The following is a 25,725-nucleotide window of genomic DNA, read 5'->3' on the forward strand; positions in this document are numbered from 1 at the left end:
GTCAGACCCTCCTTCGCAGAAAGATCCCGGCGTTCAGGACATATTTGGGGAAAGACACCGGCGACGCCATCGCACGGTCTGTCTTTCTTATAGCCTGCTCAGCGACACCCCGAAAGTCTGGAACAGACCCAAAGGGTGTCGCAAATGAGTATTTATCCCAGCAGTCGGTTCAACATGACGCTGTCCGCATCGCCCAGCGGGTCAACAACGTCAAAGTGATGTTTGTCCGGTTCAACATGGTGCGCGCAGCCCCATGCCTGGGCCAGCCATTGCGCCTGATCCAGAAACGCAGGACGCTCGGCGCCGCCAACCCAGACGGTCACATCGCATGTGGGCGCGGGCTGGTGGATGGGGCTTTCGGCGCGGGCCATCGCGGCGTCCATCTGGAAATCATCGTTCATCGTGGTCAGCAACAGCGGCTCAAGGTCCGACAGGGGCGAGATTGGCATGACATGACCCACCCGTGCCATCACATCGACGGGCAACATGCCTTCGGAACACATCCGCGCCACCAGATGCCCGCCCGCACTGTGCCCGGCCAGCGCCAGCGGCCCGGTGGTCCGGCCTGCAATCACCTGTACCGCCTGCGCAATCGACCGGGTGATACCGGCAATGCGCACATCGGGGCACAGCTCGTATCCCGGCAAGGCAACGGTCCAGCCCCGCGCAACCGCGCCAGCTGCCAGATGCGACCAGTCGGACGGCGACAACAGACGCCAGAACCCGCCGTGTACAAAGATCAGCGTGCCTTTGGGCGCTCCCTCGGGCTGGAACAGATCAAAGGTCTGGCGCGGGCTGGGACCGTAGCACAAACCCACTTGCGCGCGCGCCCCCAGACCGTTGCGAAAGGCCGACGCATCGCGCGCCCAACGGGCCGGATAGCTGGCTCCGTCGGGAATGTGGGCGCCGTTGGCATAGGCATCGTCGTTAACTGGCATGTTGCTTCCTTCCTGTCTGGAACTGGACATTCATAGCAGGAGTTGGTTTTGCTGCACGAGACCAAATCTGGAGAGATGCAATGCCAAGCGCAAAGACCGACCTGAAGAGCCTGCTGAAAGACCCTTCGCTGCTGGAAACACGTGCCTATGTGAACGGCCAGTGGATCGACGGCGACGATGGCACGTTCGACGTGACCAACCCCGCACGCGGGGATGTGATCGCCCAGGTGGCCGACCTGTCGCGTGCGCAGGTGGGCCAGGCCATCGACGCCGCCGAGGCCGCACAAAAGGAGTGGGCCGGCTGGACCGGCAAGGAACGCGCCGCCGTCATGCGCAAGTGGTTCGACCTGATGATGGAAAACCAGGACGACCTGGGCACCATCCTGACCGCGGAACAAGGCAAGCCGTTGGCCGAGGCCAAGGGCGAGATTGCCTATGGCGCCAGCTTTATCGAATTCTTCGGCGAAGAGGCCAAGCGCAACTATGGCGAAACCATCCCCGGCCACCAGCGCGACAAACGCATCACCGTGATCAAGCAGCCCATCGGTGTGGCTGCGTCGATCACGCCGTGGAACTTTCCCAACGCGATGATCACCCGCAAAGCCGGCCCCGCGCTGGCCGCCGGTTGCGCATTCGTTGCGCGCCCCGCCGCCGAAACCCCGCTGAGCGCGATCGTGATGGGCGTTCTGGCCGAACGCGCGGGCATACCTGCGGGCGTGTTCAACGTGGTGCCGTCGTCGTCGTCCTCTGCCGTGGGCAAGGAGTTTTGCGAGAACCCCAAGGTCCGCAAGCTGACCTTTACAGGGTCGACCGAAGTGGGCCGCATCCTGCTGAAACAAGCTTCGGAACAGGTCATGAAATGCTCGATGGAGCTGGGCGGCAACGCGCCGTTCATCGTCTTTGACGACGCCGATCTGGATGCGGCGGTCGAAGGTGCGATCATGTGCAAGTTCCGCAACAACGGCCAGACCTGTGTATGCGCCAACCGCATCTACGTGCAGGCCGGTGTCTACGACGCCTTTGCCCAAAAGCTGAAGGACCGCGTGTCGAAAATGAAAGTAGGCGACGGCCTTGAGGCTGGCGTGGATCTGGGGCCACTGATCAACCCCGAAGCCGGAGACAAGGTGATCGAACACATCAAGGACGCCAAAGCCAAGGGCGGCACAGTTATTCTGGGCGACGCGCAGGACACGATGACAGGCAACTTCTTTGCCCCCACCATCATTACAGGTGTCACACCCGACATGGCGGTAGCAACCGAAGAAACCTTTGGCCCGCTGGCGCCACTGTTCAAGTTCGAGGATGAGGACGAAGTGATCGCAATGGCCAACGACACGATCTTTGGTCTGGCGTCCTACTTCTACGCCAAGGACCTGAGCCGCGTGTACAAAGTTGCCGAAGCGCTGGAATATGGCATTGTCGGTATCAACACCGGCATCATCAGTACCGAACTGGCCCCCTTTGGCGGCGTCAAACAGTCGGGTCTGGGCCGCGAAGGCAGCCATCACGGCATGGAAGACTATCAAGAGATGAAATACATCTGCATGTCGGTCTGACATGGCTTGCGGGCGGCGGGTTATCCCTGCCGCCCGTATTGTTTCAGCTGTCCAGCGCCTTGCCGATCAGATTGCCCAGACGTTTGATCCCTTCGGAAATCCTGGCCTCATCCGATGTCGCATAGCTCAGACGCAAGGTATTGCGCCCCGACCCGTCTGCGAAAAACGCATGTCCGGGGACAAAGGCAACCCTTTCGCTTTCCAGCGAACGGGCCAGCAGATCGGCCCCGTCCAGACTGTCGGGTAACGTCACCCAAATAAACATCCCGCCCTCGGGCCTGGTCCAGCTTACGCCTTCCGGCATATGCGCCGCGAGCGCATCCAGCATGACATCGCGCCGCGCGCGATAGGCGGTGCGGATGGTTTCGATATGCGCGTCGAAATGCGTTTCGGCCACTTGGGTGATCGCAATCTGGTTCAGCGTTGCGCTGTGCAGGTCGGCGGCTTGTTTCATCAGAACAAGCTGGCGGATCACCGGCATTGCGGCACAGACCCAGCCCACCCGCAGGCCCGGCGACAGTGTCTTGGAAAAACTGCCACAATAGATCGTACGGCATTCTTCGATGTCGCCGCCCCTGCGCGCAGCCTCAAGCGCCAGAATCGGCGGGATCACCTCTCCGTCAAAACGAAGCGCCTGATAGGCCGCATCCTCTATCACTGCGATATCCATCTCCTCGGCCAGATCAATCACCCGTTCGCGCGCGGCGCGGCTGACAGTGGCCCCCGTGGGGTTGGCAAAATCCACCGACAGATAGGCAAACTTGGCCGAGCCACCCGCCGCCTGCGCCGCTGCGCAATAATCCGCACCCGAACGGTTGCTCAGCGGGTCCAGCTTGTCATAGCGCGGCTCGTAAGCGTTGAACGCGCCCAAGGCCCCCAGATAGGTCGGCCAGCCCACCAGCGCCGTGTCACCCGGCGACAGGAACAGCTTGCCAAGATAGTCCAGCGCCTGCTGCGACCCCGAGGTGATCAGGATGTTGTCCGGCGTCGCGGGTATCCCGATCGCCTGCATATGTGTCGCCAGCCAGTCGCGCAGGGGCTTGTGCCCCTCGCTGGTGGAATATTGCAGCGCCTGCCCCGCCAGCGGGCCGTTCAGCACATCGGCAAAGGCCTCCTGAAAGGCTGCCTTGGGAAACAGCGCAGGGTCGGGAATGCCCCCGGCAAATGAAATGATGTCAGGCTGGTCCAGCAGCTTGAGCAGTTCGCGGATTTCGGACGCTTTCATGCGACCGGCGCGTGTGGCGAATATTTCTTGCAACGACATTCCGCAAATCTCCCCCTTTTGGAATCAGGACAAGGTGGCGCGATCTGCCATTTAAGTCAACAAGTGTGACCTAAGTTCCGCAACACAAAAGCCCGCGCGCAGATGCGCACGGGCATGAAACGTCAGTTGTTCAGGTTGGATCAGTTGACCGATTTGGCGTCTACGACATCCTTGCCGATCGACCTGGTGCCACCTGAAATCTCGATCTGACGCGGTTTCAGTGCCTCGGGCACTTCGCGTTGCAGGTCGATGTGCAGCATGCCATCCGCATGTGACGCGCCCGTCACAACCACATGGTCTGCCAGATGGAACCGGCGTTCAAATGCACGGGTCGCGATGCCACGGTGCAAATAGCTGCGCTGGCTGTCTTCGTCTGCCTTGCGGCCGGAAACGATCAACGCCTTTTCGCGCACTTCAACAGACAGATCCTGATCCGAGAATCCCGCGACCGCAATCGAAATACGATAGGCGTCTTCGTCGGTTTTCTCAATGTTATACGGGGGATAGCTGTTCTGCGCATGGTCGTTGGTCAGAACGCGGTCCATCATGTCAGCGATCTGGTCAAAGCCAACAGTCGAACGGTAAAGCGGTGCAAAATCAAAACTACGCATATGTGTCATCCTCTTAGAGTGAGCGATTTCAGGTCAGGCCCTCCATCCTTGGACGGACCCGTTTTGCAGATGTCAGAACCCTGTATAGGCGTTCAGACAAATCAAATGTGGGGATGGATTTTGCAGTTTCAAGACCTGCGCAAACAGCTCTGCACACAGGCCCTCAGGGCTTGACGAATTTCGCGCCGGTGTCGTTGCGCTGCCCGACGCGAATGCGGGTGGCAGAAGGTGCCGCACTTTGCTGAAACCCGCCGCCGGCCAACAATTCCGACCGCAACTCCTCCAAAGGTTCGCCCAGCGATGTGCCCAGTGACACGTTTTTTCCGTCCAGATCAGCCTTGGCCGAAACCACCGACACGATGTTGGCCTCGCCTCCGTCAAAGCTGAAGATCGGCGCGCCGGATGACCCGAAATCGACATTGCACGAGGTGATCAGCACGCCTTCCTGACGCGACAGCACGGTACAGACCTCTTGCAGCGACGGCACTTCTGAACGTGATTTCGCATAGCTGACCACACCCACCCGGTCGCCCGTTGCCGGTCGCACGGCCGTGCCAAAAGGGCGGATCGTGGTGTTGCGAATAGGTTGATCCAGCTCAAGCAGCGCCAGATCGTTGCGCACACGCTCGGATGAAACCTTGCCGTCGTAAACATACTTCGGATGCACCACGGCACGGCGCACATTGCGATAGGCCGATGCCCGCCCGTTGCGCCAACCGGCCAGAAATTCAATCTTTTCGTGGTCAATCGGCTGTTTGCTGCGTTTGTCGAACAGGCAATGCGCCGCTGTCAGCACCAGATTGGGCGCGATCAACGCACCGGTGCAAAAGCCGATTCCATCAAGGTCCAGACGCCCGACAGCCTCCCATTCGCGGCCCGTGTTTGTCGTTTCCAGTCGGCGCAGTTGCGCATCCTGCGCAAAGGCAGTGGACGCGACCACAATGGCCATCAGGGTCAGGGACATCCAACGCCGCATTTATCTCTCCTAGAGGGTTGCGCACGGACTACGCGCGCCATGCGGCGACATTATGGCAAGCACGACATTCAGCGCAACATTGGCACCGCGGGCGCGCCGCCTGTTTTGCGGTCCAAAGCGGGGGGGCGCGGCCCGCCCGTCGCCCAGTCCAGCAGCTCGACCGTGTGCACAACCGGAACCCCCGTGGCGCTGCCGATCTGCATCATGCAACCGATGTTTCCCGCCGCGATGATGTCGGGATTTTTGGCCTCAAGCGTGCGCACCTTGCGCGCCTTCAGCTGCGCCGAAATCTCGGGCTGCATCAGGTTATAGGTGCCCGCAGACCCACAGCACAGATGGCTGTCTGCCGGTTCAACCACACCAAATCCGGCCAGCTTGAGCAGGGTCTTGGGATGGGTTTTGATCTGCTGTCCGTGCTGCAACGAACAGGCGGCGTGATAGGCAACGGTGACAGTGCGCTCCCTGTCTTCGGGCGCTGTGGCGTCGGTGCCCGCAATGCACATCGCGGCCATATTGGCGCTGCGTGTGATGTGTTCTGGCGTCATCAACTGGACCAGCAATTCGCTTATGTCCATTGCCTTGGCGGCCACGCGCCGGGCGTCACCCTCAAGATCGGTGCCCGCGAACATATGGCCGTAATCCTTTACCGTCGTGCCACAGCCCGAGGTGTTGATCACAATCGCATCCAGCCCGTCACCGTCCATTTCGCCAGCCCAGGCGGCAATGTTTCTGGAGGCCGCCGCATGGCTTTCATCGCTTTTGCCCATGTGGTGCGTCAACGCCCCGCAACAGCCCGCCCCCTTGGCCACGACCACCTCGCAACCCAGCCGCGTCAGCAGCCGGATGGTGGCGTCGTTGATGTCGGTGTTCAGCGCCTTTTGCGCACAGCCCGTCATCAGTGCCACGCGCCTTGTGCGCGCCGCCACCGGCGCAAAGCTTTGCGGATCGTCGTTGCGGCTGACAGGGGGCACCTGTTTGGGTGCCATCGCGATCATCGCCCGCAGCCGTGGATCGGGCAGAAACCGCGCAAAGGGCCGCGCCATCTTGGCCCCCAAAAGCGCCACCCGAAACCGTGTCGGATAGGGCAAGATGCGCGCCAGCACCCAGCGCAAGGCGCGGTCGGTAAGGGGACGTTTGTAATTGTCCTCGATGTATTCGCGGGCCTGATCCACCAGATGCATGTAATGCACCCCCGACGGGCAGGTCGTCATACACGCCAGGCACGACAGACAACGGTCGATGTGCCCCACCGTCTTGGCATCCGGCACCCGCTCGTTTTCCAGCATGTCCTTGATCAGATAAATCCGCCCGCGCGGGCTGTCCAATTCGTCACCCAACACCTGATATGTGGGACAGGTCGCTGTGCAAAACCCGCAATGCACGCAAGACCGCAGGATCTGGTTGGCGCGTTGTATCTTCGGGTCCTGCAACTGTTCAGGCGTAAATGTCGTTTGCATTATCTCTCTTTCAACTGCTCATCAGACGGGCCGAAGCCAGACCAAACCACGGCACGGTGGTGCCGATTGCACCCATAATGCCGGTCCACCGGCGCATGGCCCGACCTGAATCAACCTGCCGCAACGCCAAAGCGACCAGCGCCAGCACAGCGATCCATGCGGCCCAGATCAGCCCGATGCCCAGCCATGTCGCCCATATGTTTACCCCCCAGGGGACGGGCGCCAGAAACCGAAGCCACAGGCTCGCAGTGGCGCAGATCACCATGGCCAAAGCCAGCCTGGCAAGAACGCCCGTCGAGGGCGTCAAACGCATCAACCGCAAAAAGACCCAGGGGCCAAGGCCGAAAACCACGGCGAACAAGGTCAGCCATATCCCCATCACGCCGCCTTCATATCACCGGGGCACAGCACCCCGCGCGGATCGAACCGGGCGCGCACGCCATCGGTCAACGCGGCCAGCGCTGCCGGCTCGGGCTGGAACACCCCCAGCCGCGCGCGCGTCTGCGCATCGGCCCGCACCAGCGTCGCATGTCCGGCCAAAGGTGCGATCATCGCCCGCAAATCCGTTCCTTCAGCGCACAGCACCCAGATCAACCCGCCCCCCCAATCCAGCAGATAATCTGCACTCACTGGCAAGGCAGCGACCACAGTCGGCGCATCGCCGGGCTTGACCGACACCCGCCACACATTGCCCGCACGCCCGACAAAGGGCTGCACGTCGCGCACATCACGCCACAGCGTTTTCGATGCCCCCGCGTCCAGCCGCTCAACGCCGCCAAATCCGCCCAAAATCTCCTCAAGCGCCGCCAACCGATAGGCAACCGAGGCGTCGAACCCTTCGACCCGCACCACGGCCCCGCGCTCGGGCAGAAACGCCGCCCCTGTCACCTCGAACGCCGATCCCAACCCGCGTGACAGCGCCGCCACCGCTTGCTCGACCACACCCGTGGCAATGACCAGACTGGCCTCGGTTTCCGGCGCGGGCAGCACTTTCATCGCAACCTCGCTCAACACACCCAAGGTGCCGAACGACCCGCACATCAGCTTGACCAGATCATAGCCGGTGACATTCTTCATCACCCGCCCGCCGTTCTTCACGATCCGCCCGGCACCATCGACAAAGCGCACCCCCAGCGCAAAATCCCGCGCAGCGCCCACCGCAATCCGCCGCGGCCCGCTGACATTGGCGGCCATCACCCCGCCAATGGTCGGTGTGCCAGATGTCCCCAGCAAGGCACGGTGATCCATCGGCTCAAACGCCAGCCGCTGGTTTTCCGCCGCCAGCGCTGCCTCGATCTTGGCCACCGGCGTGCCGGCGCCGGCAACCAGCGTCAAAGCCCCCGGTTCATAAAGGCTAATCCCGCCCAACCCAGCCGTGGACAGCACATCACCCGCCCCCGCAAAACCACGCGTACCACCACCCTGCACGCTCAGCGGCCCCTTGGCCCCGGCTATCATTCCTGCCAGCTCTTCTTCGCTCTGCGGTGTCATCATTTTCTTTTGGCTCCAAATATCCCGGGGGGTCAGGGGGCTGGCCCCCTATTGCGCCGCCACAGCAATTGCGCGCCGCGTCTCGGAAGCATCCAGCGGAAACACTTTTGCGGGGTTCAGCAACCATTGCGGATCGAACACGTCCTTCACCGCCATCTGCGCTTCCAGATCGTCCTTGTTGTACTGCACATGCATCAGATCGCGCTTTTCTATGCCTACGCCATGTTCGCCGGTCAGGCAGCCGCCCGCCTCGACGCACAGTTTCAGCACATCAGCGCCAAAGGCCTCGCACAGCTCCAGATCCCCCGGCTTGTTCGCATCGAACAGGATCAGCGGATGCATGTTGCCATCACCCGCATGGAACACATTGCCCACCCGCAGCCCGTATTCCGCCGACATCTCGCCGATACGCCGCAGCACGAAAGGCAACGACGACACCGGGATCGTCCCGTCCAGACACATGTAATCGTTGATCTGCCCCATCGCGCCGAACGCACTCTTGCGCCCCAGCCAGATGCGGGCACTTTCCTCGGGAGACTTGCTTTCGCGCAACTCGACCGGATTGTGCCGCCGCGCGATTTCCATGATCCGCGACAGCTGGTCATCAATCTCGGCCTCTGACCCTTCCACTTCGACGATCAACAAGGCCTCGCAGTCAGGGTATCCGGCACCGGCAAAAGCTTCGGTCGCCTCGATACAGGGCCGGTCCATGAATTCGATGGCCACCGGCAGAACACCCGCCTTGATGATGTCCGACACGCAGGCCCCCGCGACTTCGTTGTCGTCAAACCCCATCAACACAGGCCGTGCGCCCTCGGGCTTGTGCAGGATGCGCAGGGTCGCCTCGGTCACCACGCCCAACTGTCCTTCCGAGCCGCAGATGACACCCAACAGGTCCAACCCGCCCGCGTCCAGATAGCCGCCTCCGATCTCGACGACAGTGCCATCCATCCGCACCAGAGTGACACCCATAAGGTTGTTGGTTGTCACCCCGTATTTCAGACAATGCGCCCCGCCGCTGTTCATTGCGATATTGCCCGCAATGGCACAGGCCAGCTGGCTGGACGGATCGGGCGCATAGAAAAACCCGTCTTCCTCGACAGCGCCCGTAACGCTCAGATTGGTGCGCCCCGTCTGCACGCGGATGATCCGGTTGGCATAATCCGTCTCGATCACATCGTTCATCCGCGCCACGCCCAGAATCACACAATCCGCTGTGGGCAGTGCGCCACCGGCCAGCGAGGTGCCCGACCCGCGCGGCACAACTGGCACGCCCTCTTCATGGCAAATGCGCAGCACGTCCGAAACTTCCCGGGTCGAGGCCGGCAACACTGCCACCATCGGCGCGCATCTATAGGCGGTCAGCGCGTCGCACTCATAGGCGCGCGTTTCGGACTCGTCGCTGATCACCGCATCGGCGGGCAAGACCTGCAACAGACGCGCGACCACACGGTCCTTGCATGCCAGAATGGCGGGATTGGGGATCGGCATTTCCATGGCTGCTCCTTCTATTGGTAAAATAATATTACCAATTTGACCGCGTGACAAGGGGCCAGACAACACCCTATCACTGTATCATGACATGGACCAATCGCCTTGCCCTGTTTGATACGCTTGATTACACGGCCCTGAGCCTGCTGATTGCTGCGTGGCTGGTGATTGGCTGGCGCGTCGAAAGCACCACGTCCAAGGCCCCGTCAACAGCCCGGATCATGGCGGGATACCGGCGCGAGTGGATGATCCAGATGATCACACGCAACCCGCGCATCTTTGACGCCCATGTGCTCGGCAGCCTGCGCCAAAGCACGGCCTTCTTTGCCTCTACCGCCGCCATCGCCATCGGCGGTGCACTGGCGATGATCGGCAACGCCGAACGCATCACTGACATCGCGAACGATCTGATACTGGTTTCGGAACCGGTTTTTGTCTGGGAGGCAAAGCTGCTGATCATCAGCCTGTTCCTGACCAATGCCTTCCTGAAATTCGTCTGGGCGAACCGTCTGTTCGGCTACGCCGCCGTTGTCATGGCCGCGGTGCCCAACGACCCCAACGACCCGCTGGCCCTGACCCGCGCAAACCAGTCCGCCGAGATCAACATAATCGCCGCCCGCAGCTTCAACCGTGGCTTGCGGGCCGTTTATTTCGGCATCGCAATGACTGCCTGGCTGCTGGGGCCGGTTCCGCTGATGGTCGCCACCGCCTTTACCCTTGCCGTGATCTGGCGGCGTGAATTTGCCTCGCACGCACGCCGTATCCTTCTGGAGGCCGCGGAATGAAATGGCTCGCCGCCTTCGCCCTCACATCCACGGCTGCTCTTGCAGAACCGCCCGTTATTACCGCCGTCAGCGCCACCCAAACCGGTGACACATGGCAATTCAGCGTAACAATCGCCCACCCCGATGCCGGCTGGGACCATTACGCCGACGGCTGGCGGGTGCTGGATATGGACGGAAATGAACTGGGGATGCGTGTGCTGGCGCATCCGCATGTCAACGAACAGCCCTTTACCCGCACACTTTCCGGCGTGGAAATCCCCACAGGCACCCGACAGGTGCAGATACAGGCCCGCGCGCTGCCCGACGGCTGGAACGTAGAGACCACACAAGTGAACCTGCGCCCTTAGGGTCTGGACCCTAGATTCTCTGGTTCAAAAAATCCCGGGGACGCCCGCAGGGCGGGGGCAGAGCCCCAAATCAATCCCGATGATAGGGCGCACCGGCCAGAATAGACGCGGCACGGTACAACTGTTCGGCCAGCATCACCCGCACCAGCATGTGCGGCCAGACCATTGCCCCGAACGACAGCGCAAAATCCGCCTCGGCGCGCAGCGCAGGGTCAATTCCATCCGCCCCGCCGATCACCAGCGCCAGATCAGACCGCCCGCCATCGCGCCATCCGGCCAGACGGCTGGCAAACTTGGGCGACGTTTCCACCCGCCCGCGCTCGTCCATCACCGCCAGAAACGCGCCCTTGGGCACAGCACGACGCAGCAGCTCGGCTTCGGCGGCCATGCCACCGCCCTTGCGGTCCTCCACCTCGACGATCTGCGCCGGACCCAGGCTCAGGGCCCGTCCGGTACGATCGAAACGTGTCAGATAATCGGAAATAAGATCAGCCTCGGGGCCGCCACGCAGGCGCCCCACGGCAATGATATGAACCTTCATAGATGCGTCAGTTGGCGGCGGTCGAACCGTCCGTACCCAGCCACATCTTTTCCAGTTGGTAGAACTCGCGCACTTCGGGCCGGAAGACGTGAACAATCACATCACCGGTGTCGACCAGCACCCAGTCACCTGTGTCCTTGCCCTCGATCCGCACGGGACGACCGAATGCTTCTTTCAGACGCTGCACCAGCTTTTCAGCAATCGCAGCAACCTGGCGTGAGGACCTGCCCGAGCAGACAACCATATAGTCGCCAAAGGCCGTCTTGCCGTGCAGATCGATCTGCACGACTTCTTCGGCTTTGTCATCGGAAAGGGAAGAAAGGATCAGGGCCAGCTGCGCTTCGCTGCCTGCTTCATGTGCGACGGCGCCCATCAGTGCGGCCGTTTGGCCGGCAGCCTGTGCCGACGTTGTATGGATTGACAGGACATTGCCCTCCTAGATGCGCGCCGCCAGATCCCCGGCGCTGGGATGTAGCTCTAAGTTAGCAAGCCCCACAGCAGATTTCAACGCATGCCTGACGACATTGCAGCGCCCTGTGACATGTTGCTGAACTTGCGTGCAATACCCTGCCCTCGTTAAGGTAGGCGGACCTGATAACAAGGACCCGTCCGTTGACGTATTTTTTCCGCATTTTCTGCGCTGTATTGGTTTTGGCCGCCGCCGCTGACAGGGGTCTTGCACAGGAAGTTGCCTTTGAAGAATGGCACTATCACCAGCCCGGCGATCTTTTGTATGCCGAAGGTGTCCATACGGCAGGCGTCATCCTTGAAGACTACAGCTTTGCGATCATGATCCTGGACAGCAAAGGGAAAAACACTGCGATTGGCGCGGTTATCCCTGGAAACGCCTTTCAGGACAGCGTGAAATCCACTCTGACCATGACGGACGGATCGGCGCGCACGGTGACGGTAACGGGCGACGAACTGCGCCGTGAACCGGCCAAGGCTGACGGCATGGTGTCCTACAGCTTTTTCATTTCGCCCGAAGATGTCGAACTGTTTCAGGCCGCCCGCGACTGGACGTTGCAGGCAGGCGAGCAAAGCGCCACATTTCCGCTGGCGGGATCCCGGGTTGCGGTTGACGCGGCGCGCGCCGCCCAACAGATCAGTGAAGGCGGGCCAGAGGTGCGCGCAAAATGGATCGACGCCTGCGACGCCGCCGCCGCCCATCCCTTTGATGGCGAATCAGACGCACCGGGCGTCGCCTGGGACGACATGAATCCCGAAACCGCCACCACCGCCTGCCTGAATGCCTATGCCGCGGGCGATGTCAGCCCCCGCACCCGCTATGAACTGGGCCGCGCCTATGACCGTGCGGGCGATCCGCGCGCGCTGGAGCTGCTGACCAAAGCCGCGCGACAGGATCACTATCCCATCGCATTCAACGGCCTCGCAACGCTTTACTTCGCCGGCACCTACGTCCAGCGCGATCTGGCCGTCGCACGCGACCTTCTGGAACAGGGCGTGGCGTTGGGCGATCTGGTCAGCCGCTATTCCCTTGGGCGGATGCTGATCGAAAACGGCACCGGCGACGCAGATCGGGACAAAGGCCGCGCGCTGCTGCTTGAGGCCGCCAAAGCAGGCTATCCTGCCGCGCAACGCACCTATGGCGCATGGCTGGCCGATGGCACTTTGGGCGATGGTGATCCACAGCAGGCCAAGGCCTTTTTGCAAGACGCCGCAGACAAGGGGGACGCAGATGCGGCCTATGCACTGGCGCAGCTTTATATCGGCGACAATGGCATCGCCCCTGATCCCAAAGCCTATCTGAAATATCTGAAACAAGCGGCCAAGGGCGGCAACGCAGCGGCCCTTGACGCACTGGCGCTGGATTAGCCGAACGAGGTGCTGGGCGTCTTGTCGTCTTTGACAGCGGTCGCCGCGTCCTCTTTCGGGGCCGGCTCTGCCATGCCTTCGTCCTGCATCGGGGCCCCGCCCAGCATGCGCACTTCGCGTTGCGGGAAGGGGATCGACACGCCGTGTTCCTTGAAGATGTCCCACAGCGCCAGATACACATTGCCGCGAATATTGGTCAGCCCCCCGGTGGGGTCCTTGATCCAGAACCGCAGGATGTAATCCACGCTGCTGTCGCCAAATCCCACCACATGACAGACCGGCGGGCGGTGACTTAGCACGCGGTCGGCGCTTTTGGCGGCCTCGATGGCCAGCTTGCGCACCTGATGCGGATCATCGTCGTAAGAGGTGCCAAAATAGATATCCAAACGCACGAAGTCGTTGGAATGCGACCAGTTCACCACCTGCCCGGTAATCAGGTCTTCGTTCGGGATCAGGTATTCCTTGCCATCCCGCGTCACCACAGACGCATAGCGCGCGCCCAGTGTCTGAATCCAGCCAAAGGTATCGCCAAGGCTGATCACGTCCCCCGGCTTGATCGACTTGTCCAGCAGAATGATCACGCCCGAGACAAGATTCGAGATGACCTTTTGCAGACCAAAACCCAGACCCACACCGATGGCACCGGTCAGTACCGCAAGACCGGTCAGGTCGATGCCCACCGCCTTGATCCCCGCGAAAAAGGCAAAGCCATACAGGCCGATCTGTACGGCCTTGACCGCAAGCACCTGCATCGAGGGACTGATGTCCTCGTTCTTGCGGATCGTCGCGGCGGTCGTGTTGCTGACCAGCCGCGCCATCGTAAACAGCACGCCGATGACAACGGCGGCGACGATCAGCGTCAGCAATGACAGCCGGAAATCTCCGACCGAGATCGCCATGCGGTCCAGAAACGCCGAAACTTCATCCGAGATATTGAGGTAGAACAGCGTGACATAGATCCACAGGCCCCACGTCACCACCCGCCGTAAAAACCGGTTGCGCACCAATCGCGCCGAAAATCCGATGAACGCCCAGGCCGTCGCCAGAGTCGCCGCCAGCCCGATCAGATAGGACCGCGACGGCCATGTGATTTCCTGCATCACCAGCCAAAGCGACCAGCCCAGCAGCGCATACCACAGCAATCCCAACCGGCGGCGTATCTGCACAACCATACGCAGCTGCCAGGCCTTCCAGCCTTCACGCGAACGGACCCAATTCTGCAACAAACGCCCCGAGAATTTGTGCAGCCCATAGCACAAAAGCGCGAGCGCCACGATTATCAGAACCTGATAAAGCCGCCAGCCGGGCTGCATCAGACTGACAAGAAACGCATAAATCGTTCCCGCTGATGTCTCGATGGCTGCAAGCAAATCCAGCCCGAACGCTGTCCCGGTCTCGGTGGTCGTCTCCATGCGCACTCCCTGCGTTGGATGGTATGGTTGCACTTAGACTTATACGCGCGCAAGCCAAACGCGTTGTAACGCACCACCTTTTGAAGAAGCGCCTGCGCGCAGAAAGCCGGGCCGCGCGGGGCCATGTCACTTTTCCCACGTCCACCTTGCGCCACAAGGGTCAAAGGCGTATCTCTGCGCGCATGATACGTCTTTTTGACATCGACGACCGCGCACGTCTGCGCGAACGCTTCTTCGGGGCGACCCACGCGGTGCTGGCGCGACTATAAAGTCGCGCGCGCCCGAAACCCCACGACATTTCTGCATTCAAAATACGGGAGAGGTCCCTCATGTCCCCCACAAAATCCGCCAAGACACTCTATGACAAGATCTGGGATGCCCACGTCGCCCACGAGGCCGACGACGGCACCTGCCTGCTTTATATCGACCGCCACCTGGTTCACGAAGTGACCAGCCCGCAGGCCTTTGAAGGTCTGCGCATGACGAACCGCACCGTGCGCAAGCCCGAGCAAACCATCGCTGTGCCTGACCACAACGTGCCCACCACGCTGGACCGTGCCAACGGCGGCATGAACGAAGAAAGCCGCATTCAGGTCGAAGCGCTGGACAAGAACGCCAAGGACTTTGGCATTCATTATTACCCCGTGTCCGACGTGCGTCAGGGCATCGTGCACATCGTCGGCCCCGAACAGGGCTGGACCCTGCCCGGCATGACCGTTGTGTGTGGCGACAGCCACACGGCGACCCACGGTGCATTCGGCGCACTGGCCCACGGCATCGGCACATCCGAAGTTGAACACGTTCTGGCGACGCAAACGCTGATCCAGCAGAAATCGAAAAACATGAAGGTCGAGATCACCGGCAAACTGCGCCCCGGTGTTACGGCCAAGGACATCACCCTGTCGGTCATCGGCGTCACCGGCACCGCCGGCGGCACCGGCTATGTCATCGAATATTGCGGCGAAGCGATCCGTGATCTGTCGATGGAAGGCCGCATGACCGTCTGCAACATGGCGATCGAAGGCGGCGCGCGCGCAGGCATCATCGCGCCCGACGAGAAGACCTATGAATATTGCATGGGCCGCCCTCACGCCCCCAAGGGCGCAGAGTGGGAAGCCGCCGTCGCATGGTGGAAAACCCTGTTCTCGGACGATGATGCGCACTGGGACAAGGTCATCACGCTCAAGGGCGAAGACATCGCCCCCGTCGTCACCTGGGGCACCTCGCCCGAGGATGTGCTGCCGATCACGGCCAACGTGCCCTCGGCCAGCGATTTCAAAGGTGGCAAGGTCGACGCGGCACAACGGTCGCTGGACTATATGGGCCTGACACCGGGCACACCGCTGAGCGAGGTCGAAATCGACACCGTCTTTATCGGCTCGTGCACCAACGGCCGCATTGAAGATTTGCGGGCTGCGGCAGCGATCCTGAAGGGCAAGAAGATCAATGACGGACTGCGCGCGATGATCGTGCCCGGCTCGGGTCTGGTCCGCGCACAGGCCGAAGAAGAAGGTCTGGCAGACATCTTCAAAGAGGCCGGCTTTGAATGGCGTCTGGCAGGGTGCTCGATGTGTCTGGCGATGAACCCCGACCAGCTGAGCCCCGGCGAACGCTGCGCCGCCACATCCAACCGCAACTTCGAGGGCCGTCAGGGCCGGGGCGGACGCACCCACCTGATGTCACCCGCGATGGCGGCGGCGGCGGCAATCACAGGCCGCCTGACCGACGTGCGCGACCTGATGTAAGCCCGTGCGCGGTGCCCCGTTTCAGACGGGGCCACCGCGCCACCCGCCAAAGGAAGCCCTTGCGTGATGCCCCGCCTTCACCCGGAACAGGACACGGCCCGAACATGAGCGCCGCCGATACCCCTATCGGCTCGCTTTGGGTCGGGACAGAATTGCGCTGGCTGGATATTCTGGCCCTGCGCAGCTTTGCCCATCACGGTCATTCCGTGACCCTGTTTCACACCCACGACCTGCCTGATCCGCAGATCAACGGTGTCACGCTGCGCCATGCGTCCGAGGTCTATCACTACTCGGACGCGTTGATGGAACGGGTCACGCCCACGGTCTTTGCCGACCTGTTTCGCCTGCACATGGTGCAGGACACCGACCTTACCTGGGTGGACACGGATTGCCTGTGCTACCGGCCTATGACGCCGAAAGACGGCTATCTGGTCGGATACGAATCGCCCACCACGGTGAACAATGCCGTGGTGCGCCTGCCCAAAGACAGCCCAGCGCTGACCCTGCTGCTGGACCGGCTGAACGATCCCGACTTTGTTCCGCCATGGCTGAAGCGGGCGCATCGCAAAAAGATCCAGGCCATGCCTGCGGGCGAGCGACTGCTGGGTGCCGCCAAGCTGGTGCCCCCCGTTTTTGGTCCGCAGGCCCTGACCTGGGCGTTGGGTGAAACCGGCGAGATCGAACAGGCGCTGCCGCGCCACGTTCTCAATCCGGTGCATTGGTCGATGGCCGACGTCTACTTTAACCCGCACGGCGGCGTGGACGGATGGCTGCACGACGACACGCAATGCATCCACCTGTACGCCAGTCGCATCCGCGCAGCACACCGTCGCAGCATCCCCTTTGAGGGATCTTTCATTGCCAACATCGCCACCCAGGTCCACCACGACTTTGGCGGCAAACCCTTTAGACAAACATAAGGACACCAGACATGGACAAGTTCGAAACAATCACAGGGATCGCGGCCCCGATGCCGATGATCAACATCGACACCGACATGATTATTCCCAAGAACTTCCTGAAGACGATCAAACGCACGGGACTTGGCGTAAACCTGTTCGACGAGATGCGCTATGACGACGACCGCAATGAAATCCCTGATTTCGTACTGAACAAAGACGCCTATCGTAACGCCGAAGTGCTGGTGGCCGGCGATAACTTTGGCTGCGGTTCCAGCCGCGAGCACGCGCCCTGGGCGATCAAGGACTTTGGCATTCGCTGCGTCATCGCGCCCAGCTTCGCCGACATCTTTTTCAACAACTGCTTCAAGAACGGCATCCTGCCCATTGCCCTGCCCCAAGAGCAGGTCGACATTTTGATGAAAGACGCTGAAAAAGGCGCGAACGCGCGCATGACCATCGACCTTGAAGCCCAGACCGTGACCACGTCGGACGGCGAAGTGATCAAGTTTGATGTCGACCCGTTCAAGAAACATTGCCTGATGGAAGGTCTGGACGACATCGGCCTGACCATGGCCAAGGCAGACTCGATCGCCAGCTACGAGGCAAAATCCAACGCCGAGCGCCCCTGGGTCTGAAACTGCTGAATTCACATTTGGTAAAACCACAAGGGCTGCAAGCAACGCTTGCGGCCCTTTTTATGTGGCGCAGAAGCATTGTGCACAATATGTGCCGCAGCGCCTCAGTCTCGACACAATTATGATGCAAGATGGCACCACCCCCACCTACAAAATGCCTTAAGGTTTGCGTTTCCTTTAACGCGAACTTGAGCCAGTTGGCGAAAGAAGGCACAAATTGCAGTATGTTGAGGTAATCCGCTCTCTGCGGCGGGATCAAGTTGGAACAAGTACGCGGCAACGAATCGCGACTGGCCAGTTTGAAGGGGACGAAATGTGATAGCACGACTGACAGGTGCCGCCATGCGCGGTTTCTTGGTGGCATTGATGATTGCCACGCCGGCACTGATGTTGCCGGACGTTACTGCTGACACCACCCAGATCATCCTGCTTGTCGCCCTGCTGGCCGCCTTTCTTGTCTTTATCGAATACAATTCGAATTTTCCGTCCATTGTTGAATTTCGCAACGCACCGCCGCTGAACCGTCTGCGGTTTTGCGGGTTTTTCGTGGCTGTGTTCCTGCTGACCGTGATCTGCGCAGGCCGCACCGAACCAACCTTGTTGACCGGGGCGCTGACCTCGGTTGCCCGTCTGATGGGCAATCTGCTTGATTTTCCGTTCTCTCCGGTGCGTCTGGTGATCCTTGCCATGCCTGTGGACACCCCCGAAACAACCCTGCAACTTGTGCGCGCCGCCGCCGGCCTCAGCTATTTGCTTGCCGTAGTGACGGTCGCGATTTTCGTCGTCCTGGTGCGCATGTTCGGCTGGCCCTCATCGCGCAACGGGGCATTTAACGTTTGGGTCAACCTTCCGCTGTTTGATCCGACCGCAGGCGGCGACGCCCTTGCCCGCCTGAAACGCGATGCGCGGATCAACATGGTTCTGGGTTTCTTGCTGCCTTTCCTGCTGCCCGCCGTGGCCAAATTGGCCGCCGTGGTGATAGGCTCGATCACATTGCAAGAGCCACAAACCCTGATCTGGACGATGACCCTATGGGCCTTTCTGCCTGCCAGCCTGATGATGCGCGGAATCGCCATGAGCAAGATCGCAGAGATGATCGAAGAAAAACGTCGGCGCAGCTATGCCCGCGAGGCAGAAAACGACTATCAGGTCGCCTGACACTTTGGCTGTGCGCCCTTGGGCTGCTGGCCCTTCCCGCGCAGGCCGACACCCTGCGCATTGCCACTTACAACACTGAACTGGCCCGCAAAGGCCCCGGCCTGCTGCTGCGCGACATCGCAGGCGGCAAGGATCCGCAAATTGACGCTGTACTGGCGGTGCTGGTTCATGCGCAGGCCGATGTCGTGGTGGTGCAAGGGTTCGATTACGACCTGACCGGCGCGGCCCTGACCGCCTTTGTCAAAGCGCTGGATGCGCGCGGACTGCATTATTCCCATCAGTTGGCGCTGCGGCCCAACACCGGAATGCCCACGGGGCTGGACATGGACGGCGATGGCCGTCTGGGCGGGCCGCGCGACGCACAGGGCTTTGGGGCGTTCTCGGGTCAGGGCGGAATGGCGATCCTGTCACGCTATCCGGTGGCCCGGGATGCGGTGCAGGATTTCTCGGGCCTGCTGTGGGCCGACCTGCCGGGGGCCGCGCTGCCCCGCACCGATGCGGGGCCGTTCCCAAGCGCCCGAGCGCAGGCCGCACAGCGCCTGTCGACGACAGCCCATTGGGTTGTCCCCATCGACGTGCCGCAGACCGGCCGCATCACCTTGATGACCTATCACGCCACGCCGCCCGTCTTTGACGGCCCCGAAGACCGCAACGGGCTGCGCAATGCCGACGAGACGCGGTTCTGGCAGCTTTATCTGGACGGCGCATTCGGACCGCCTCCGCCAGACCGCTATATATTGCTGGGTGATGCCAATCTGGACCCCGCCGCCGGCGACGGGCACCGTGCGATCATGCGCCAGTTGCTGAGCGACCCGCGCCTGACCGATACGGCCCCCGCCAGCGCCGGTGCCGCCGCCGCAGGCGATGCCACAGACACCGCAGACTGGGCCGACCCGACGCCCGGAAACCTGCGCGTCGACTATGTTCTGCCCTCGGCCGACTGGCAGGTCAGCGGCAGCGGTGTGATCTGGCCCGCCCATCCCGACCCGCTGGCCCAGATCGTGGCCAAAGCCAGCCGTCACCGTCTGGTCTGGGTGGACCTGACACGCTGACAACTTGACGCTTGCAAGCCACCGCGCTAGGCCCCTTGCAACCCAATTTCCCAAGGAGAAAACCCATGTCGAACCCATCCCTGTTGATCCTTGCCGGGGACGGCATCGGCCCCGAGGTCATGACCGAAGTCAAACGTGTCATCGACTGGTTCGGCGCAAAACGCGATCTGGCCTTTGACGTGGAAGAAGACCTTGTCGGCGGCGCGGCCTATGACAAGCACGGCACTCCGCTGCACGACGACACAATGGCCAAGGCGCTGCAAGTCGACGCCGTGCTGCTGGGCGCCGTGGGCGGGCCGAAATACGACACGCTTGATTTCAGCGTAAAGCCCGAACGCGGCCTGCTGCGCCTGCGCAAGGAAATGGACCTGTTTTCCAACCTGCGGCCCGCGCAGTGTTTTGACGCGCTGGCCGATTTCTCGTCGCTGAAGAAAGACATCGTGGCCGGTCTGGACATCATGATCGTGCGCGAACTGACATCGGGCGTCTATTTCGGTGAACCGCGCGGCATCATCGAAGAAGGCAACGAACGCGTCGGCATCAACACCCAACGCTATACCGAATCCGAGATCGACCGCGTGGCGCGCTCGGCATTCGAACTGGCCCGCCGTCGTGGCAACAAAGTCTGTTCGATGGAAAAAGCCAACGTGATGGAAAGCGGCATCCTGTGGCGTGAAGTCGTGCAAAAAGTGCGCGACACCGATTACCCCGATGTCGAGCTGACCCATATGTACGCCGACAACGGCGCCATGCAGCTGGTGCGTGCGCCCAAGCAGTTCGACGTGATCGTCACCGACAACCTGTTCGGTGACATCCTGTCGGATTGCGCCGCGATGCTGACCGGCTCGCTGGGCATGTTGCCTTCGGCCAGCCTGGGTGCGCCAAACGCCAATGGCCGCCCCAAAGCGATGTACGAACCCGTACACGGATCGGCCCCCGACATCGCAGGTCAGGGCAAGGCGAACCCGATCGCCTGTATCCTCAGCTTTGCGATGGCGCTGCGCTACAGCTTTGACCAGGGCGCCGAAGCCGACCGTCTGGAAGCCGCCATTGAAAAAGTGCTGGCCGATGGCGTGCGCACGGCCGACCTGCTGGGCGAAGAAGGTGCCACACCCGTTTCGACCACCGGCATGGGTGATGCGATTCTGGCCGCGCTCGACGCCTCGCTGTAATCTGGAAACCCTGCGCGCCCCTGTTATGCAACGGGCGCGCAGGTGACCTCTTGAACACCCTCAGAATTCAGGCCAATCCGGTCGCAGGTTCCAAGAGGTCATTCATGTCGCGCAACATCCAAGGCATCCTGATCGCCCTGCTGGGCTGTCTTATCTATTCGGCCCATGATGCGATCATCAAAGCACTGGGCGCGAGCCTGCCTGCCGTGCAAATTGCGTTTTTCGCCTATTTGCTGGGCCTGCCCTATGTCGTCTTCCTGCTGATCCACGACACCACGCCCGGCACCCTGCGCCCGGCCAATCCGCTGTGGATGGCGATCCGCGTGGTGGCCGTGATGTTTGCCACACTGGGCGCGTTTTATGCGTTTCTGGTGCTGCCCCTGGCCGAGGCCTATACGATCCTGTTCGCCGCGCCGCTGCTGGTCACCCTGCTGGCGGTGCCGCTGCTGGGCGAAGTGCTGCGCTGGCGGCGTGCCACGGCGGTACTGGTGGGACTGGCGGGTGTTCTGGTGGTCTTGCGCCCTGACACCAATACGTTGAACATCGGACATGTTACCGCTCTGGCCTCGGCCATCGGCAATGCGATGGTTCACATCTCGTCGCGTCGCATTGGCGGGTCCGAGCGGCTGCCGCTGATGATCCTGTATCCGATGCTGGGCATCATCGTGCTGCTGGGCGCGGTCATGCCATTCACCTTTGAACCCGTCAGCGGACCTGCCTTTGGCGGGCTGGCCATCGTCGCGCTGTTTTCCTTTTTGGCGATGCTGTGCATGATCGAAGCATTCAAACGCGGCGAAGCGGCACTGGTCGCCCCCATGCAATATTCGCAACTGATCTGGGGCATATTGTTCGGCGTCCTGTTCTTTGACGAATTTCCGCAGGGGCCGACCCTGTTGGGTGCAGTCCTGATTATCGGTTCGGGTCTGTACATCGTTTTTCGCGAAGCAGGGCAAAACCGGGCGCGCCGATTACGCCGCCGATCGCCGCCCGCCGTCCCTGATTTCAGGCGCTCCTGCCATTTCAGACTTGCCAAACAGGGGCAAAGACGCTACCTCGCGACCTCACGGTCGGGCTGTGGCGCAGCCTGGTAGCGCACCTGCTTCGGGAGCAGGGGGTCGGAGGTTCGAATCCTCTCAGCCCGACCAGTTTCACCATTTTGAACAGACTTTGTGTTTGATCCTTGCGTCATCAACTGACCCAAATGGGAAACCCGACATTCGCGCAGATCGCTGCAAACGGAAGGAAGGCGCGCCCTTTTCGCATCCCCCGGCATAGACCTGACCGTCAGGCTACCACATCGTCGCGCGCGCCCGTTTGGGCCACGCGGCGTCATAGGCGGCACCACCCTCGGCCCCATCCGTCACCTCGGCCAGTATCTCGCCCGGACGTGGCAGCCCTGCGCTGTCATCGCGCGCCCAAAGGTCGGCACGCATCACCGCGCGGGCGCATTGGGTGTAAACCTCGGCAATACGGATCACGATCACTGTGGCGGGCGTGGCCTTGCCCGCGGCAAACCGCGCGCGCAAATCGGCGTCGTCTGTCAGCCGCGCCTGCCCGTTCACCCGCACCACCGTGTTCGATCCCGGCACCATGAACATCAGCGACACGCGCCCGTCCGTCACGATATTGCGCAGCGAATCCAGCCGGTTGTTTCCGCGCCAGTCGGGCATGGCCAGCGTCTGCGGGTCCAGTTCCAGCACCACGGGGCCGTCGTCCCCGCGCGGGCTGCCGTCGGTCCCTGCTGCGCCCACGGTGGTCAGCACACAGAACCGCGAGGCCATGATCCATTTGCGATACAGTGGTGTCAGGTGATCCGAAACCTTGCGCAATGCCGGCTGTCCGGGCGCGCCATAAAGCGCCTCAAGATCGCTTTCCGAGTCAACCCAGTGCATCAGCGCAGCCTTTCCTGTGCAAACCCCGTTTCATGCAGCAAAGCGTCCGAACGCGCCTCGACCGTCTGTTCCAACACCGTCATAAATTCCTCACGCGGCAAGCCCTCGGGCATGGTGGGCATGAATTCGACCACCGCCAGACCCGGCTTGCGCATGATCCCCTTGCGGGGCCAGAACACACCCACATTGGTGGCCACCGGCACGCAGGGCTGGCCCAGTTCCTTGTACAGAACCGAGGTGCCAACCTTATACGGAGCCTTGACCCCCGGTGCGACGCGGGTGCCTTGCGAATAGATGATCAACTGACCCGCCTCCAGCCGGCCCGCATCGACGTCGCGCACCATCTGCTTGATCGCGGCCCCGCGTTTGCCACGCGCCACGGGGATACAGCCGATGCCCTTGGCATAAAGCCCGATGATCGGCGTCCACAGAATCTCGCGTTTCATGATGAACTTGCCCTTGGGCACCGAATGAAAGATCAGCATGATGTCCAGAAACGACTGGTGCTTGGCGGCGATCAGAACATCGCCTGTGGGGATGGGGCCACGCACTTCGGTGCGAATGCCAACCATCCAGCGCGCCGTCCAGAACACCCATTTGCACCAGGTTTTGCAGGCCATGCGCGCACCGTCACGGCTGAACAGGGCATAGGGGGCAAAGACGATACCAACCACCAGCATGGCCAGATAGATCTGGGCCACAAAGACCAGCGAGCGCAGCCATTGGATTGCGTTCATGACAGGTTCTCCAATGTGCGACGGGCAGCGGTGCCCGTGGCCGCCAATGCCACGACACCGGTCAGTGGCGGAATCAGGAACGGCACGACCCAGCCCAGCCCCTGAAACCGCAACCCGGTCAGAAAGCCCGACATTTCATCGCCCCCCGAGGGCATCAGCAACACGGCCATCACGCCCACGACAACGCCACCCGCCGATCCGGCCAGCGCGCGCAGCGTAAAGCGGCGGATAAAGGCCTGGGCGATGTAGCGGTCGGTGGCGCCGACCAGACGCAACACCGCGATCACCTGCGCGTTGGCCGCCAGCGCCGCCTGTGCGGCCAGCGTGACCATCGCGGCAACCGTGGTCACAATCAGCGCCGTGGCGATCCAGCCCAGCAGCCGCAGCCGCGACGCGGCCTTGACCAGCGGCGCACGCCAGCGGCTGTGATCGTCCAGCACCGCACCCGGCACCTCGGCAGACAGCCGCAGCCGCAGGCCCGCCGCGTCGATACCCGCGCCGGTTTCGACAATCTCGATCAGGCGCGGCACCGGCAATCCGTCCAGCGAGACCTCGGGGCCGAACCACGGGGCCAGCAAAGCCGATTGTTCCTCGTCTGTCAGCGCGCGCGCGCTTTCGACCCCGGCGGTGGTTTTCAAAACCGCCAGCGCGGCCTCGGTCTGGGTCGCACGCTGGTCCAGTGGAGCCACGATCCGCAGGGTCGCGGTGCGGGCCAGCTCGGTGCTCCATTGGTTTGCCAGACGCCCCGTGGCCATCGACAGCGCCAGCGCAAACACCGCCAGAAACGCCATCGCCCCGGCTGCAAACACGGTCAGCCGCGCGGTAAAGCCCGAAGGTGGCACCACGCGGTCAGCCTGACGATCACTGTGGGTCAGCGATTTCAATGCATCAAGGTTCAGCTTCACAGATCCGCCCCCGCCAGTTGGATACGCCGGTTGGCGATGCGCAGCACCCGCGCCTGCACCTGCGCCTTGGCGGCGCGGATCAGCGACAGGTCATGGGTGGCGATCAACACGGTCTTGCCCATTCGGTTCAGCTCGATCAGCAGGTGCAGCAGACGCTGGGACATTTCCCAATCGACGTTGCCCGTGGGTTCATCGGCCAGCACCACATCGGGCGACATGATTACAGCCCGCGCCAGCGCCGCGCGTTGGCGTTCGCCCCCCGACAGTTCCGGCGGCAGCCCCCCCGCGCGTTCGCTCAGCCCGACCCAGGCCAGCAATTCCGCCAGATCAGCGCCTTCGGCTTCACTGCCGCGCCCTGATACAGTCAGCGGCAGTCCGATGTTTTCGGACACCGGCAGATGGTCAAGAAACTGCACTTCCTGATGCACCACTCCGATCCGGCGGCGCAGCATCGCAATATCGTCACGCTGCAACGACTGCACATCCGCGCCCAGCAACCGGACGGTGCCCGATGTGGGCAGCAATGCGCCGTAACACAGCTTGAGCAGCGTAGTTTTGCCGGCACCCGACGGGCCGGTCAGAAAATGGAAAGACCCCGGTGCAAGTTTGACGGAAATATCCGACAAAAGTTGCCCACCGCCGTAGCTATACGCCACATTTTCTAGCTCGATCACGTCTCACCCCGCTTGATGCACCTGTTGTGCCTTAGCATCGGTGCGGTTTCAATGCGCGTTACAACACGGGTCAAGGGCAGATTGCACTTTTCTGCGCAGCCTCAACACCATATCCTATGCTTCAGGGCAAGAAACGGGTGAAATTATG

27 protein-coding genes and 1 tRNA gene are annotated in these 25,725 nt (G+C 61.8%); 12 read left to right on the forward strand and 16 right to left on the reverse strand.

The genetic code is table 11. The features are described 5' to 3' along the window. Positions 1 to 152: 152 nt before the first annotated feature. Complete coding sequence (locus tag DSM107133_RS16540; protein ID WP_114292735.1) at positions 153 to 938, reverse strand: alpha/beta hydrolase; 786 nt, start codon at positions 936 to 938, stop codon at positions 153 to 155. An 80-nt stretch (positions 939 to 1,018) separates the two neighbouring features. On the opposite strand from DSM107133_RS16540, the gene DSM107133_RS16545 reads away from it, so the two are divergent. After that, positions 1,019 to 2,494 (forward strand): NAD-dependent succinate-semialdehyde dehydrogenase, encoded by a 1,476-nt coding sequence (locus tag DSM107133_RS16545; protein WP_114292736.1) that lies wholly within the window; start codon positions 1,019 to 1,021, stop codon positions 2,492 to 2,494. A gap of 43 nt (positions 2,495 to 2,537) precedes the next feature. On the opposite strand, the gene DSM107133_RS16550 is transcribed toward DSM107133_RS16545, so the two are convergent. The 7 genes from DSM107133_RS16550 to DSM107133_RS16580 all read right to left on the reverse strand — a co-directional run bounded on the left by DSM107133_RS16550 (position 2,538) and on the right by DSM107133_RS16580 (position 9,790). Then, positions 2,538 to 3,758 (reverse strand): PLP-dependent aminotransferase family protein, encoded by a 1,221-nt coding sequence (locus DSM107133_RS16550; RefSeq protein ID WP_114292737.1) that lies wholly within the window; start codon positions 3,756 to 3,758, stop codon positions 2,538 to 2,540. Between the two features lie 140 nt (positions 3,759 to 3,898). Beyond that, the gene (locus DSM107133_RS16555) at positions 3,899 to 4,369 is read right to left on the reverse strand and encodes an Hsp20 family protein (protein ID WP_114292738.1); all 471 of its coding nucleotides are present in this window, start codon (positions 4,367 to 4,369) and stop codon (positions 3,899 to 3,901) included. A gap of 163 nt (positions 4,370 to 4,532) precedes the next feature. Continuing rightward, positions 4,533 to 5,345, reverse strand: a complete 813-nt coding sequence (locus DSM107133_RS16560; protein WP_240310467.1) for a trypsin-like serine protease — start codon at positions 5,343 to 5,345, stop codon at positions 4,533 to 4,535. Between the two features lie 68 nt (positions 5,346 to 5,413). Further along, positions 5,414 to 6,802: a glycolate oxidase subunit GlcF gene (glcF, locus tag DSM107133_RS16565; protein ID WP_114292739.1), complete on the reverse strand. Its 1,389-nt coding sequence runs from the start codon at positions 6,800 to 6,802 to the stop codon at positions 5,414 to 5,416. A gap of 10 nt (positions 6,803 to 6,812) precedes the next feature. Next, complete coding sequence (locus DSM107133_RS16570) at positions 6,813 to 7,181, reverse strand: hypothetical protein (protein ID WP_114292740.1); 369 nt, start codon at positions 7,179 to 7,181, stop codon at positions 6,813 to 6,815. Beyond that, positions 7,181 to 8,293, reverse strand: a complete 1,113-nt coding sequence (locus DSM107133_RS16575; protein ID WP_114292795.1) for an FAD-binding protein — start codon at positions 8,291 to 8,293, stop codon at positions 7,181 to 7,183. Before DSM107133_RS16575 ends, DSM107133_RS16570 begins: the two co-directional genes overlap by 1 nt. A 48-nt stretch (positions 8,294 to 8,341) precedes the next feature. Continuing rightward, the gene (locus tag DSM107133_RS16580) at positions 8,342 to 9,790 is read right to left on the reverse strand and encodes an FAD-linked oxidase C-terminal domain-containing protein (protein WP_114292741.1); all 1,449 of its coding nucleotides are present in this window, start codon (positions 9,788 to 9,790) and stop codon (positions 8,342 to 8,344) included. A gap of 80 nt (positions 9,791 to 9,870) precedes the next feature. On the opposite strand from DSM107133_RS16580, the gene DSM107133_RS16585 reads away from it, so the two are divergent. Both DSM107133_RS16585 and DSM107133_RS16590 read left to right on the forward strand, forming a co-directional pair. Next, the gene (locus tag DSM107133_RS16585) at positions 9,871 to 10,569 is read left to right on the forward strand and encodes a DUF599 domain-containing protein (RefSeq protein WP_114292742.1); all 699 of its coding nucleotides are present in this window, start codon (positions 9,871 to 9,873) and stop codon (positions 10,567 to 10,569) included. After that, positions 10,566 to 10,916 carry a hypothetical protein gene (locus DSM107133_RS16590; RefSeq protein WP_114292743.1) on the forward strand — a complete coding sequence of 117 codons (351 nt, stop codon included), beginning with the start codon at positions 10,566 to 10,568 and terminating at the stop codon, positions 10,914 to 10,916. The genes DSM107133_RS16585 and DSM107133_RS16590 overlap by 4 nt, the downstream gene beginning before the upstream one ends. Before the next feature lie 70 nt (positions 10,917 to 10,986). Here DSM107133_RS16590 and rlmH read toward each other — a convergent pair whose 3' ends face one another. Continuing rightward, positions 10,987 to 11,457: a 23S rRNA (pseudouridine(1915)-N(3))-methyltransferase RlmH gene (gene rlmH, locus DSM107133_RS16595; RefSeq protein ID WP_114292744.1), complete on the reverse strand. Its 471-nt coding sequence runs from the start codon at positions 11,455 to 11,457 to the stop codon at positions 10,987 to 10,989. Positions 11,458 to 11,464: 7 nt separating this feature from the next. After that, positions 11,465 to 11,830, reverse strand: coding sequence for a ribosome silencing factor (gene rsfS, locus DSM107133_RS16600; protein WP_114292745.1), 366 nt, complete (start codon positions 11,828 to 11,830; stop codon positions 11,465 to 11,467). 239 nt (positions 11,831 to 12,069) lie between these two features. On the opposite strand from rsfS, the gene DSM107133_RS16605 reads away from it, so the two are divergent. After that, positions 12,070 to 13,293 (forward strand): SEL1-like repeat protein, encoded by a 1,224-nt coding sequence (locus DSM107133_RS16605; RefSeq protein WP_114292746.1) that lies wholly within the window; start codon positions 12,070 to 12,072, stop codon positions 13,291 to 13,293. Here the strand turns inward: DSM107133_RS16605 and DSM107133_RS16610 are convergent. Beyond that, the gene (locus DSM107133_RS16610) at positions 13,290 to 14,606 is read right to left on the reverse strand and encodes a mechanosensitive ion channel domain-containing protein (protein WP_240310470.1); all 1,317 of its coding nucleotides are present in this window, start codon (positions 14,604 to 14,606) and stop codon (positions 13,290 to 13,292) included. The genes DSM107133_RS16605 and DSM107133_RS16610 overlap by 4 nt on opposite strands. Positions 14,607 to 15,034: 428 nt before the next feature. Between DSM107133_RS16610 and leuC the strand changes: the two genes are divergently transcribed. The 4 genes from leuC to DSM107133_RS16630 all read left to right on the forward strand — a co-directional run bounded on the left by leuC (position 15,035) and on the right by DSM107133_RS16630 (position 19,145). Then, positions 15,035 to 16,450: a 3-isopropylmalate dehydratase large subunit gene (gene leuC / locus DSM107133_RS16615; protein WP_114292749.1), complete on the forward strand. Its 1,416-nt coding sequence runs from the start codon at positions 15,035 to 15,037 to the stop codon at positions 16,448 to 16,450. Positions 16,451 to 16,554: 104 nt separating this feature from the next. Continuing rightward, on the forward strand, positions 16,555 to 17,370 hold the full coding sequence (locus DSM107133_RS16620) for a hypothetical protein (protein WP_114292750.1): 816 nt from the start codon (positions 16,555 to 16,557) through the stop codon (positions 17,368 to 17,370). An 11-nt stretch (positions 17,371 to 17,381) separates the two neighbouring features. Beyond that, on the forward strand, positions 17,382 to 17,987 hold the full coding sequence (gene leuD / locus DSM107133_RS16625; RefSeq protein WP_114292751.1) for a 3-isopropylmalate dehydratase small subunit: 606 nt from the start codon (positions 17,382 to 17,384) through the stop codon (positions 17,985 to 17,987). A gap of 342 nt (positions 17,988 to 18,329) precedes the next feature. Beyond that, the gene (locus DSM107133_RS16630; RefSeq protein WP_240310468.1) at positions 18,330 to 19,145 is read left to right on the forward strand and encodes a hypothetical protein; all 816 of its coding nucleotides are present in this window, start codon (positions 18,330 to 18,332) and stop codon (positions 19,143 to 19,145) included. Here the strand turns inward: DSM107133_RS16630 and DSM107133_RS16635 are convergent. Next, positions 19,133 to 19,315, reverse strand: coding sequence for a hypothetical protein (locus DSM107133_RS16635; RefSeq protein ID WP_240310472.1), 183 nt, complete (start codon positions 19,313 to 19,315; stop codon positions 19,133 to 19,135). The two genes, DSM107133_RS16630 and DSM107133_RS16635, sit on opposite strands and share 13 nt — an antisense overlap. Here DSM107133_RS16635 and DSM107133_RS16640 point away from each other — a divergent pair. The 4 genes from DSM107133_RS16640 to DSM107133_RS16655 all read left to right on the forward strand — a co-directional run bounded on the left by DSM107133_RS16640 (position 19,247) and on the right by DSM107133_RS16655 (position 22,514). Continuing rightward, positions 19,247 to 20,197, forward strand: a complete 951-nt coding sequence (locus tag DSM107133_RS16640; protein ID WP_240310471.1) for an endonuclease/exonuclease/phosphatase family protein — start codon at positions 19,247 to 19,249, stop codon at positions 20,195 to 20,197. The two genes, DSM107133_RS16635 and DSM107133_RS16640, sit on opposite strands and share 69 nt — an antisense overlap. Positions 20,198 to 20,262: 65 nt before the next feature. Further along, positions 20,263 to 21,369: a 3-isopropylmalate dehydrogenase gene (gene leuB, locus DSM107133_RS16645; protein ID WP_114292753.1), complete on the forward strand. Its 1,107-nt coding sequence runs from the start codon at positions 20,263 to 20,265 to the stop codon at positions 21,367 to 21,369. 104 nt (positions 21,370 to 21,473) lie between these two features. After that, complete coding sequence (locus DSM107133_RS16650; protein ID WP_114292754.1) at positions 21,474 to 22,460, forward strand: DMT family transporter; 987 nt, start codon at positions 21,474 to 21,476, stop codon at positions 22,458 to 22,460. Further along, positions 22,438 to 22,514: transfer RNA gene (locus tag DSM107133_RS16655), tRNA-Pro, on the forward strand. The genes DSM107133_RS16650 and DSM107133_RS16655 overlap by 23 nt, the downstream gene beginning before the upstream one ends. A gap of 144 nt (positions 22,515 to 22,658) precedes the next feature. Here the strand turns inward: DSM107133_RS16655 and DSM107133_RS16660 are convergent. Genes DSM107133_RS16660 through DSM107133_RS16675 form a run of 4 tightly spaced genes read right to left on the reverse strand, consistent with a single transcriptional unit; the run spans position 22,659 to position 25,577 of the window. Continuing rightward, complete coding sequence (locus DSM107133_RS16660) at positions 22,659 to 23,261, reverse strand: pyridoxamine 5'-phosphate oxidase family protein (protein ID WP_114292755.1); 603 nt, start codon at positions 23,259 to 23,261, stop codon at positions 22,659 to 22,661. Next, positions 23,261 to 23,998: a lysophospholipid acyltransferase family protein gene (locus DSM107133_RS16665; protein ID WP_114292756.1), complete on the reverse strand. Its 738-nt coding sequence runs from the start codon at positions 23,996 to 23,998 to the stop codon at positions 23,261 to 23,263. Before DSM107133_RS16665 ends, DSM107133_RS16660 begins: the two co-directional genes overlap by 1 nt. Beyond that, positions 23,995 to 24,903, reverse strand: a complete 909-nt coding sequence (locus DSM107133_RS16670; RefSeq protein WP_114292757.1) for an FtsX-like permease family protein — start codon at positions 24,901 to 24,903, stop codon at positions 23,995 to 23,997. Before DSM107133_RS16670 ends, DSM107133_RS16665 begins: the two co-directional genes overlap by 4 nt. After that, positions 24,900 to 25,577 carry an ATP-binding cassette domain-containing protein gene (locus tag DSM107133_RS16675; protein WP_114292758.1) on the reverse strand — a complete coding sequence of 226 codons (678 nt, stop codon included), beginning with the start codon at positions 25,575 to 25,577 and terminating at the stop codon, positions 24,900 to 24,902. The genes DSM107133_RS16670 and DSM107133_RS16675 overlap by 4 nt, the downstream gene beginning before the upstream one ends. Positions 25,578 to 25,725 lie beyond the last annotated feature (148 nt).

Source organism: Pseudosulfitobacter sp. DSM 107133, from assembly GCF_022788695.1.
In the GTDB taxonomy this organism is placed as follows: domain Bacteria; phylum Pseudomonadota; class Alphaproteobacteria; order Rhodobacterales; family Rhodobacteraceae; genus Pseudosulfitobacter.